Raw genomic sequence first — 11,800 nt, forward strand, 5'->3', positions numbered from 1 at the left:
TAAAACTGTAGTAGTAATATAATTATATAACGTTATGACAGCGGATTATAATAAATAAACCCGTTGACCATTTTTAGAATCTCTGAATCATCGTGAAGCATTGAGTGTTCTGCATTAGAGCCCTTAATAAGATATTCGGTGTATTCTTTTACTCGCGGTTTGAGAATGTAAGAAATAGACTTGGCAGATGTAACGGAAATGTATTTGTCACTATTAGAGTGATCGCCGACATTTCCAAAAATGTTCAAAACGCGTAAATCGTCTGAGATACTTTTTTCATTCATAAAAATTCTAAAGTAGGTTGGACTCATAAAAGCTGGACGTCCGTTTGGCTTGATTCGGTTGATGTTGGGAAGATCTCCCAAACCAATAATTCCGTTGAACGGTGCAGCGATGAGTACTAATTTTTTCAACCTAGGCATGTAGGGACGCATTTTTTCCTTCAAATTGACCAGTACCAATGAAACGGCACCTAGTGAATGACCAATTGCATCATAAGTTGTGAATTCATGTTCTAAGCGTAAGTTAAATAATAGCTTGGTTAACCAATATGCCATCTGGTTACTGCCAACCCATTTATTTTGAAAAACAACTTGGACAATGGGATGTTCATCCTCAGTCCAAACTCCCTCATATGTGACTTTTCCCTTCCAATCAATGATTGCTTTGAGAAATTGGTCTTTTTGTTTACCGTTACACTTTAAAGCGGATTCGATCATTTTCTTGGTCGTATAGTCTCCACCACGAAAACCGTGGATATAGAGAATCGGCCATTGCCCTTTTTTCATAAATTCACCCCAACAAGATATTATTATATAATTATTATTGAGAAAAATTAACCAAATGAGGTATGACATTGCAAAAATATTATGCAGTACGACGCGGTAAGAAACCTGGAATCTATTCAACCTGGGCTGACTGTAAGGCTCAAGTCGATGGTTTTGCCGGAGCTAGATATAAAAGTTTTCCTGATAAAGCGCAAGCACAAGCTTTTATTGATGGAAAAGATTCATATAATAGTAGAAAAACGACAACTAAAAAATCTGCCAACAAAGTTTCTAATATTGAAGATTTTGACATCGTTATTTATACCGACGGTGGTTCCAGAAATCATGGTAACTTTAAAGGTGGTCATGTTAAGGATTCTGATAAAGCCGCTTGGGCCTATCATATCAATAACAAAGGCCAGATATATGAAGGAACTGGTGGAGAATTTGGAGCGACAAATAATCGCATGGAGATAATGGCCCTAATTCAGAGTATTAAACGATTAAATGAGCTTAAAATCAACCAACAAAATGCGATATTTGTCTTAGATTCTCAGTACGTCCTCAACGCTATTACTCAAAATTGGCTCAATGGCTGGAAGAGAAGAGGCTTCAAAAAAGCCGATGGTAGTACACCGGTGAACGTTGAGTTGTGGCACGAGTTGGATCAACTTTTGCCAACCATTCCTAAGAAGACTTTTGAATGGACTAAAGGACACGCAACCAATGTGGGGAACAACCGTGTTGATGCTTTGTTAAATGAAACAATGGATAAAATGTAAAAATTGTTGTTCCGAACTAAATCCTGCTTTGCCTATTAGCTATTGTAAAATCTAAATAATAAATAAGAACAGCGTCTATTAAGAGATATTCAAATACATAACATATGTTTTGAATACTTAATGGAAGCTGTTCTTTTCATTTATAAACTACTTTGTAAACTTCACAGACACAGGGAAGTTCTTCATTGAAAGGATGGTGTTCGTCGGCATATTCTTGTTTGAAGAATTTCCAATGATCTTTACGCCATTCATCTAAACCACGAGTACCTTCGCCTTCGTGATAGGCATGTTCGGCTGAGACTTGATTAAAAGGGACAGTTTCTACAACGACTGTTTTGGTGATACAAGTTGGTTGATTGTGTCCATCTAAAATAATTCCGTATTCACCTACTTGCGGTAAAGGGTCAGTTTCATCTTGTTTGTAGAGATCATAAGCTGAAGTTGTAGCGGTTTTAATACCGTTTTTGATGAGATTAGCTAATGAGTCTTGTTCCTCAATGTCATCTTCGCCACCTAGTGAGAAGGCCTCGTAATCGTTAGTTGTGACTTCGGGATGTTCTGTTTTGAAGTTGTTCCAATATGTTTTTATGTCCATACGTATTTACCTCTACCAAATTATAATTAGTTTAATTGTAAATATAGTGGCAATTAAATCAAAGATTATTCGGAGATAAATATAAGTGCTTAATTAAAGATAAAAGATTAAACTAAAAGTAAGCACTTGCATGATTGAAAACAGTGCTTAATTATTTTTATAGTGCTTAAAAGGTGAACAATGACAAAATCAGTAGATAAAGTATATAAGGTGATTCAAGAGGAATATGGAGATGAATGGACTGATACTAAGACCATTGCCGATGCGGCAGGACTAAGTAGAAATGTCATTAGTATCTATTTGTCTCAACTTTATAAGGAAGGAAAATTAACTAAGAAGAGTGGTAGACCAGTATTATGGAAGATTGCTAAAGATGATGCTCCTTTTCAAAATTTGATTGGTCATTCTGGAAGTTTAAAGGACATTGTCAAAAAGTGTCAGGAATCAATAGTTTATCCTCCCAATGGTTTTCCTTTAATTATTACTGGACCTAGTGGTGTCGGTAAAAGCTTTTTAGCCAAAGATATTTATAATGAAGCTAAAAAAATGAAGGTTATTTCCGACGATGCTAAATTTGTGACATTAAATGCTGCAGATTATGCTAACAATCCGGAATTACTTTCCTCAGTTCTATTTGGATATAAAAAGGGAGCTTTTACTGGGGCAAATGAAGATACGCTTGGATTAATTGATCAGGCTGATAATGGTTATTTCTTCTTAGATGAGGTACATAGGCTACCTAAGGAAAGCCAAGAGAAGTTGTTTTCCCTATTAGATTTAGGCAAGTTTTATCCTTTAGGTGAGAATGAGAACGCTCATAAGGTAAATGTTCGTTTTATATTTGCTACAACAGAGGATTTGGATAATTTTCTTTTGAAGACCTTTGTTCGAAGAGTTCCATTGCATGTTTCTTTACCAGCATTTAAAGATCGTCCACTGACTGAAAGATTAGCGTTGATTACGAATGCTTTCAAGGAAGAAGCCGTGAGGATTGATCGTCGTTTTTATATAACTAATAAGGTAATTGAAGAGTTAACGAAAAACGATGCTTCGGGTAATGTTGGAGCTATGCAAAATGAGGTTAAATTGTTGTGTGCTTCAGCATATACAGAAAATTATCAGGGTAAAGATATTCATATAGGTTCTTCTTCGGAAAAGGACAATTACATAGTTATTGATAAAGACACTGACATTAATGATCGTACTGAATCAATTGATAATGAAATAGATTTGATTAATCAATTGCACTTGGCCTTGAAGAAATCAACGTCTAAAAAGGATACAATTTCTAATCAAATTTTATTGTTGATGAAATTCTTAAAGAAGCTTGATTATTTAATGGATACAAACTTGATTCAGTCCATTAGTTATAAGTTAAAGATAGGAATTGAATCGATATTAAATAAACGATATGGACTTAAACTGCAGTTATCAGATGCAGATATTAAGCAGATTAGTTTTGGCTTGTCATTGTATTACTTTACAGATTACGAAAAGGTTAATATGACCGAACTTAATAGTGATTTTGAAGAACTCTATCCACGGACTATGTATGTTTATAAACAATTGTTAAAAGGAATTAGTGAAGATAAGGATTTTGAAGAGTTCAATATACCTTGGTTAGTTTTATTATTTAAAGATAAAATTAATCAAATTGAGAGTATCCAATATACAGGAATTATTTTGGCACATGGAGATAGCACTGCTACAAGTATTCAAAGCGTGGTTAATAACTTGTGTGGTAATTATATTTTTGAGGCATTTGATATGCCAATCGATATTTCCATTCATGAGATTAATAACTACGTGCAAAAGTATATTAGACAACAAAAGGATCGAGATCATAAAGGGATTTTTGTGCTGTTTGATATGGGTTCTTTGACGCAGATGTTCTCGGAAATTAAAAAGTACTCTAATTGCGAATTGCTGGTTATTAATAATGTTACAACGGCAACAGCTCTTGATGTTGGAATAAGAATTCAACGTAATGACGGATTTAAAGAAATTACTCGAGCAGCTAATAAATTTGGTGAGGCTTGTGGTACTCAATATTATGAAGGGCTTTCCGATAATTCTAATATTGTAGTTTCCTGTATGTCAGGTGTGGGTCTGTCAGAAGAAATCAAGCGGATGATGCTAGAAAGCTTGTCCAATAAGTTCGAAATTATAACGATGGACTATAAGGATTTGAAACAGACTTTAGAGAATCATGAACAAAAATTCTTTGATAAAACTAAATTTGTTGTGACGACAACTGATATTGATACGAATCTAGACATTGATATCATTAATATTTACGACATTATGGAGAAAGATGGCTATGCTAGATTTGAAAAGTTGTTGATTAATTCGGGAGAACAAAAGCCTAATATTGAAGCATTGATGAATAAGATGCTAAAATTCTTTACAATTGAAGGCATAAAAGATCGATTACAATTCCTTAATCCAGATGTTGTTATTGATGAGGTTCAACTTATTACCCAGAGATACCAAGAATATTATGATATTTCTTTGGATGGTAAAACCAAATTGAATCTGTATATGCATTTGTCATTGATGATTGAGCGAATGCTAGTAAATTCTCGTAAACAGGAGAATCCAAGCGTTTCATTTGAAGGAGATAAGGAAAAAGAATTTTATTCTGTTTCTAAAACGATATTTAAGGGTATCGAATTAAAGTACAATTTTCAGGTTAACGATTATGAGATATCGTTGATGTATCAGCTATTACATTTTTATATTTAAACAGGGTAAGTGCTTAATCAAAATTAAGCACTTATTTTTTTTACAATTAAAAAGCTTTATTTAACGGCTTTTATAAAAGTTGGCACGTAACTTGCTTATATAAAAGTGAGGAGGGTAATGAGATGAAAAAAATAGTCGTTGCCTCACATGGCAGCATGGCCGAAGGCATGAAGAACACAATTGAACTTTTCGCCGGACATAATGACAATGTCAGTTACATTTCGGCATATACAAAAAAGAATGATGATTTGAATGAAACTATTGATAAATTATTCGATACATTCGCAGATGATGATAAAGTAATTATTTTTACAGATTTAATGGGTGGCAGTGTTAATCAAAGATTGACTGTCAAAGCACAAAATAATAAGAACGTCTTTATTATTTATGGATTTAATTTACCAGTTGTAATTGAAGCAATTTTATCCAAAGAGGACGTAAACGCAACATATATTAAGAAACTTGTAGAAGTTGGCAGAAATAGCTTAGGAACTGTCGAATTAAATAATAATGATTCAAAAAATGATGATGAGGATTTTTTCAATTAGGAGGAAATAATAATGATTAAAATTATGAGAGTTGATGAAAGATTAATTCACGGACAAATCGCAATGGTTTGGTCAAAGGAAATGAGTATTGATGGGATTGTTGTTGCCAACGATGCCACAGCTGGTGATGAGACACAACAAATGGCTTTGAAGATGGCTGTTCCATCAGGTATTAAAGTGATTATTAAAACAGTTGATAGTGCTATTGAATTATTGAATGATCCACGTGCACAAAATATGAAATTATTTGTTTTAGTTAGAACTGTCGGAGATGCTGAAAAATTGGCCGAAAAGGTTTCCGATATTCAATATGTCAATTTAGGTAACGTTGGTAAGGCATCAACCGATCCTAAGACAACTTTGACACAATTTGTAATGTTAACTAAACCAGAAATCGAATCTTTGAAGAAGTTAGTTGAAATCTATCCTGAAACAGCATTACAGAATCTACCAACAGATAAAAAAGAAAAAGCTACTGATTTTATCAAGAAAATGAATCTATAAAATTATCACAGATGAGGAGAAATAGACATGTATGAAGCATTTGCAGTTGCCATAGTTGTTTTTCTAACCGTAGGTGGTCAGGAATTATTAGGTTTTTCAATGCTAGGAAGACCAATCGTTATTGGACCATTGGTCGGTTTATTATTGGGAGATGTAAAAACTGGTTTGATGATCGGTGCATCTCTTGAAACTATTTTTATGGGTATCGTTAATATTGGTGGTGCTAGTGCCGCTGAACCAGGACTTGCTAGTGCCTTAGCCGTGGCTTTCGCCATTATGATGCATGGTGGTTTGGGAGTTGCACTACCACTTGCAATTCCTTTAGGTATTATTGGATTACAAATTAAAACTTTGATTTATGTTGCTGTTGTCGGTCCATTTGCAAGTAAGTTCGATAGTATGGCCGAAAAAGGAAATCAAAAAGGAATAGTCAGGTTGCACTTTGGATTGTGGGCTTTGCAATGGTTCCTCTATTCATTGATTCCATTCTTTGCAATGTTATTTGGTTCAGAAGCTACACAAAGAGTTTTAAAGATGATTCCTACTATTATTGTTCATGGATTGACGGTTGCCGGTAATGTATTACCAGCCGTTGGTATGGCAATGTTAATGAAGATTCTTTGGGATAAGAATATTTCAGCCTTTTATTTCTTAGGATTCTTAATCGTTGCATATTTGAAGATGCCACTTATTGCTGTAGCTGTTATGGGAGCTATTATTGCCATCTTAGTTGCACAAAGAGACTATCAATTGCATGGACTTGTAGAAAAGGTTGCAGCAAGACCTGCTACCACAAATACAACTACTACTGAAACAAAAGATGAACAGGAAAATGATGATTTCTTTAGTTAATGATTAGGAGAAGGATATTATGAGTAAATTATCGAAAGATATGTCAAAAGATGAAAAGAAACTAATGAGACAAATGTATTGGCGCTCATTTACCTTATATTCAGCCGTTACTCCTGCTAAGCAAGGAGCTTCAGGTTTCGAATATTCAATGCTGCCATTCATTAATAAGTTCTACAAGAAAGAACAAGATAAAAAAGAAGCTATGGTTCGTCAGATGTCATACTTCAATACTAATCTAGCTATGGCTCCCTTCGTCATGGGAGTTACAGCTTCCATGGAAAAGCAAAATAGTGAAAGTGATGATTTCAATGCTGAATCTATTAATGCCATTAAAACCAGTTTGATGGGACCTTTGGCAGGAATTGGGGATTCTATTTTCTGGGGTGTTTTGAGAGTAATTGCCGCAGGTATTGCAATTAGTTTGGCTAAGAATGGTAATATTGCTGCGCCAATTATTTTCTTGCTATTATTCAACATTCCTGTACAACTAGTTCGTTGGTATGGTGGTCAACTTGGATATACATTGGGATCAAATTATATCGGTGAATTGTATGAAAAGGGCCTAATCAATATTTTGACAAAAGCCGCAAGTATTGTTGGTTTGATGATGGTTGGTGCTATGACTAGCAACATGGTTAAATTCGATTTGAAATGGAATATGGTTGTTGGTGGCAAAACTATTCTTAAGTCACAACAAATGTTGAATCAAATTTTCATAGGTATTTTACCTTTAGCAATTACACTATTATGTTTCTGGTTATTAAAGAAAAAGAACGTTTCAATTAATTGGTTAATTCTTGGCACAATTGTTATTTCAATCTTATTAGCATTAGTAGGTGTTGTTTAATGAATAAAGAATGGTGGAAGAACGCGGTAATTTATCAAGTATATCCTAAGAGTTTTTTTGACACTAATGATGATGGCATTGGTGATTTGAAAGGAATTGACAGTAAACTAGATTATCTAAAAGAATTAGGCGTTGATGCTTTGTGGATAAGTCCATGCTATTTATCACCACAAATTGATAATGGTTATGACATAGCCGATTACCGAAAGATTGATCCAATGTTTGGAGATAACTCTGACTTGGAAAAACTAATGCAGGATGCGCACTCTAAGAATATTAAAATTATTATGGATATGGTGGCCAACCATACTTCTGATAAATCAGTTTGGTTTGAAGAAAGTCGTAAATCAAAAGATAATTACTTTAGTGATTTTTATATTTGGAGAGATCCTAAAGAAGATGGTAGTGAACCTAACAATTGGGGATCTAACTTTGGTGGTTCAGCTTGGACTTATGATAGTAATCGTAAGCAATATTATCTTCATTACTATGGTAAGCAGCAACCGGATCTTAATTGGGAAAATCCCAAAGTTAGACAAGCTATTTATGACGTTATGAGATACTGGAAAGCTCATGGAGTTGATGGATGGAGAATGGATGTTATTACTTCTATTTCTAAAAATCAGGATTTTCCCAATAATCCTAATCCACATAATTTACAATATGTTGTTGGCAATCAAAATAACGGACCAAGAATGCATGAATTCATTCATGAAATGAATCAAGAAGTGTTTAAACCATTTTCCATGATGAGTGTTGGTGAAGCCCCGGATAGTAAGAGTAAAGATGCTAGATTATTAGTTGAACCTGATCGTGAAGAATTAAATATGGTATTTACCTTTGAACATATGCATGTGGATCGTAAACCGGGGGATGTAAATGGTAGATGGGCAATTCAACCTGTTGATATTGTTCAACTTAAAAAGACTCTATCCAACTGGCAGAACACGCTAGACGGCCATGGTTGGAATGCACTTTACTTTGAGAATCATGACCGTGCTAGGACGCCTTCTAGATGGGGAAATGATACTAAGTATCGTTATGAATCAGCGACTGCTTTTGCAACGGTATTGCATGGATTGAAAGGTACACCCTTTGTTTATCAAGGTGAAGAAATAGGGATGACTAATCCTCATTTTGAACTAGAAGATTATGAGGATATAGAGTTAAAAACTAACTACGACAAACTGGTAAAACAAGAAAAAACTATTAACGATGTCGATTTTTTGAAAGCTGCTAGAAAGATTAGTCGTGATAATGCCCGTACTCCTATGCAATGGGATGACAGTAAGAATGCTGGGTTTACTAAAGGAAAACCATGGTTTAAGTTAAATCCTAACTACAAGGAACTGAATGTTTCTAATGATTTAAGATCTGATAAATCGGTATTCAAATATTATCAGGAACTAATTAAATTACGGCATGAAGAACCAATTTTAAAAGATGGTACTTTTGAATTGCTATTGCCAGATGATAAAAATATTTTTATGTACACTAGAACACTGGACGATAAGCAATGGCTTGTGATTGCTAATCTATCTAGTGAGACGCAAAAAGTAGAGACATTGAATAAATATGTTGATTTTAAAACAGTTATAACTAATTATGATGGTAAAAATGGAGAAATCCTCGGACCATATGAAGCTAGAATTTTGAAGAAATAAAAAGAACTCGTACGTTATCAAATTACGTACGAGTTCTTTGCGTATTACAGATTATTTAAACAAACCACTGAAAAATGAAACGATACTGTCCCAAATTCTTTGTAAGAAGTTACGATTCTCTTGAGTATTTAAGTTATTGAAAATATTTTTAGCTTTACTCATGATATCGCTACTTAATTTTTGAGCTTGTTGTTTAAAGTTTGAATTCTTCAAAGCACCAGAATCTCTGATTTGTACCATCAAGTTGATGATTTGTTGTTTTTGAGTATCGTTGATGATGTTTTGAAGATTATTCTTTTGTAAGTTGTTATTAACGATTGTTGTGATTTGGTTAACAGTAATATTGTCACCTTTGTTTGCCAAATCAGATTTCATACCGGCAACGGCATTGTTCAATTGTTTATCAGAATATCCATCAGTACCTTTATTCGCATCGGTAATATTACTTAAGACATTCATTTCCTTTTGCGCAGCGTTAACTTGGCTTTGATTCAAGGTATCACCACTATTTGCATAAGCGGCGTAGATTCCGGCTAAAGCACCAGAACCATCAATTGGTGTAGCTGATGTTACATAGATGTTGGCATCGCTGATACCGGCAGTTACGGCAGCATTACGATATTGGTCGGCTGTAATGGTAGTAATATTGTTCTTTCCATTATAATCAACGATTTTGACATTAATACCAGAACCGGATGAAGTCTTTTGAATCAAGGCTGATGACCAAACACCACTGTTACTTGTGAAATTACTACCACTAGGGTTGAGATATTTCACTAAAGTATCGCCAGTAACGGTGATAGTTTTGTAATCTCCACTAACTTGTGAAGAAAGGGCATCGATTGTTCCTTGACGCTGACTTGATGTTAACGAAGTTCCCAAAGTCATTACGGGTTGATCACTTAGATCGTCCGCTTTGACAGTCTGAGTTGAGAAAATCCCAACTGTGATTAGAGAAACTAGTCCTAATAAAATGATATTTAACTTTTTCAAGGTTTTATCCTCCTTAAACTCTATTAAACCAAATATGTATGAAGAATTCGAGAAGATGAGAAAAATTCTTGAATGTCTGTATGAATATATTAATATATTGGCGAATAAATTAATAAAAATGAATAGTTTTTTGACAATATGTCAATGATTTAGTAAAAATGGTATATACCTATTGAATAATAGCGCTTACAAGAATATACTTTTCTTGTTGTAAAACTATTTTACGGCAGAAAGAGGGGTACAGGCTTTTGAAAAACTTTATGGATTGGCTTCAAAATAAAATCATGCCACCGATGTCAAAAGTCGGAAACAATAAATATCTAGTTTCCATACGTAATGGGTTAGTCTTGACATTACCAGCTATTATCAGTGGTAGTGTATTCCTAATTGTTGGGAATATACCAATTACTGCATGGGCTAATTTCATCAAACCATATATGAATATGATTGGTGTAGCCGTTAATGGATCATTTGGAATTATTTCATTATTAGCTGCAATTGGGATTGGATATGAGTTATCTAAGGAATTGGGAGTTGATCCTATTTCCGGTGCTGGACTTTCAACTATGGCTTTTGTCATCGTTTCGTTTAATGATAAGTTCAAATTAGATACTAATAATTTTTCATCATCTGGATTATTTACCGCAATTATTACTGCTATGATATCAGTTACAATTTTTAACTTCTTTATTAAGAAAAATATTATTATCAAATTACCTGATGGTGTACCAACAGCTGTCTCGAATTCATTTGTTTCATTATTACCAGGTTTCGTTATCTTAGTTCTATTCTGGTTTATCCGTATGCCACTACATATTGATATTAATTTGGTTATTCAATCAATTTTCCATCCATTACTATTCGCAATGAATACTTTGCCAGGTATTTTGGTTTACACATTCTTGGTAAGTTTGCTTTGGGTTTGTGGTATTCATGGTGATATGACTTTAGAGGGAATTGCTGATCCAATTTTCTTACAATTCTTAGCTGCTAACGGAACTGCCTTTGCACATCATCAACCACTTCCTTATGCCACAGCCGCTGGATTTTCTAGTTTAATGGTTAACGTTGGTGGTACTGGTGCCACAATTACTTTGGTTGTTTTGATGTTATTCTCAAAGAGTAAAACTTATCGTGATCTTGGACGAGTAGCATTCCCAGGTGCTTTGTTTGAAATCAATGAACCAGTTATTTTCGGATTTCCTATTGTTATGAATCCTTTGACGATGATTCCATTTATCGTAATTCCATTGATCTTAGCTACAGGTAGTTATCTTTTGATTCATTTAGGATTAATGAATGCGCCAGTAGCAATGGTACCTTGGACAATGCCTCCAATTATCGGACCACTAATGGCAACTGGTTGGGATTGGCGTGCTGCTGTTTGGTCAGCCGTCGAGTTAGTTTAGTTCTATACTTTCTGGTATTGATGAATAATCAATACCAGTTTTTTAATCTCTAGAAAATAAAAAAAGAACATCACTGTTCTCATGTTAAGATTTA

The 11,800-nt window shown here is 34.2% G+C and carries 11 protein-coding genes; 8 read left to right on the plus strand and 3 right to left on the minus strand.

The features are described from left to right. Positions 1–32: 32 nt before the first annotated feature. Positions 33–788 carry an alpha/beta hydrolase gene (locus tag ATN92_RS01810; protein WP_056954711.1) on the minus strand — a complete coding sequence of 252 codons (756 nt, stop codon included), beginning with the start codon at positions 786–788 and terminating at the stop codon, positions 33–35. Between the two features lie 62 nt (positions 789–850). Between ATN92_RS01810 and ATN92_RS01815 the strand changes: the two genes are divergently transcribed. Then, positions 851–1,549 (plus strand): ribonuclease H family protein, encoded by a 699-nt coding sequence (locus ATN92_RS01815; RefSeq protein WP_056954709.1) that lies wholly within the window; start codon positions 851–853, stop codon positions 1,547–1,549. A gap of 136 nt (positions 1,550–1,685) precedes the next feature. On the opposite strand, the gene ATN92_RS01820 is transcribed toward ATN92_RS01815, so the two are convergent. Next, positions 1,686–2,144 (minus strand): ASCH domain-containing protein, encoded by a 459-nt coding sequence (locus ATN92_RS01820; RefSeq protein WP_056954707.1) that lies wholly within the window; start codon positions 2,142–2,144, stop codon positions 1,686–1,688. Between the two features lie 180 nt (positions 2,145–2,324). Here ATN92_RS01820 and ATN92_RS01825 point away from each other — a divergent pair, with 180 nt between their 5' ends. The 6 genes from ATN92_RS01825 (at position 2,325) to ATN92_RS01850 (ending at position 9,304) form a co-directional block, all read left to right on the plus strand. Continuing rightward, a complete protein-coding gene (locus ATN92_RS01825; RefSeq protein WP_056954705.1) occupies positions 2,325–4,889 on the plus strand; it encodes a sigma 54-interacting transcriptional regulator in 2,565 nt (854 codons plus the stop codon). Positions 4,890–5,011: 122 nt separating this feature from the next. After that, entirely contained in the window at positions 5,012–5,437 is a 426-nt protein-coding gene (locus ATN92_RS01830) for a PTS sugar transporter subunit IIA (protein ID WP_056954703.1), read from the plus strand. Positions 5,438–5,449: 12 nt separating this feature from the next. Then, the gene (locus ATN92_RS01835) at positions 5,450–5,941 is read left to right on the plus strand and encodes a PTS sugar transporter subunit IIB (RefSeq protein ID WP_056954701.1); all 492 of its coding nucleotides are present in this window, start codon (positions 5,450–5,452) and stop codon (positions 5,939–5,941) included. A gap of 27 nt (positions 5,942–5,968) precedes the next feature. Beyond that, positions 5,969–6,793 carry a PTS mannose/fructose/sorbose/N-acetylgalactosamine transporter subunit IIC gene (locus ATN92_RS01840; protein ID WP_056954700.1) on the plus strand — a complete coding sequence of 275 codons (825 nt, stop codon included), beginning with the start codon at positions 5,969–5,971 and terminating at the stop codon, positions 6,791–6,793. A gap of 19 nt (positions 6,794–6,812) precedes the next feature. Further along, positions 6,813–7,640, plus strand: a complete 828-nt coding sequence (locus tag ATN92_RS01845; protein ID WP_056954699.1) for a PTS system mannose/fructose/sorbose family transporter subunit IID — start codon at positions 6,813–6,815, stop codon at positions 7,638–7,640. Beyond that, positions 7,640–9,304 carry a glycoside hydrolase family 13 protein gene (locus ATN92_RS01850; RefSeq protein WP_056954697.1) on the plus strand — a complete coding sequence of 555 codons (1,665 nt, stop codon included), beginning with the start codon at positions 7,640–7,642 and terminating at the stop codon, positions 9,302–9,304. Before ATN92_RS01845 ends, ATN92_RS01850 begins: the two co-directional genes overlap by 1 nt. A 51-nt stretch (positions 9,305–9,355) precedes the next feature. On the opposite strand, the gene ATN92_RS01855 is transcribed toward ATN92_RS01850, so the two are convergent. Beyond that, entirely contained in the window at positions 9,356–10,297 is a 942-nt protein-coding gene (locus ATN92_RS01855; RefSeq protein ID WP_056954695.1) for a DUF1002 domain-containing protein, read from the minus strand. 248 nt (positions 10,298–10,545) lie between these two features. Between ATN92_RS01855 and ATN92_RS01860 the strand changes: the two genes are divergently transcribed. Next, positions 10,546–11,706, plus strand: a complete 1,161-nt coding sequence (locus tag ATN92_RS01860) for a PTS sugar transporter subunit IIC (protein ID WP_087721275.1) — start codon at positions 10,546–10,548, stop codon at positions 11,704–11,706. Positions 11,707–11,800: the final 94 nt, after the last annotated feature.

This window comes from Companilactobacillus bobalius (genome assembly GCF_009764355.1).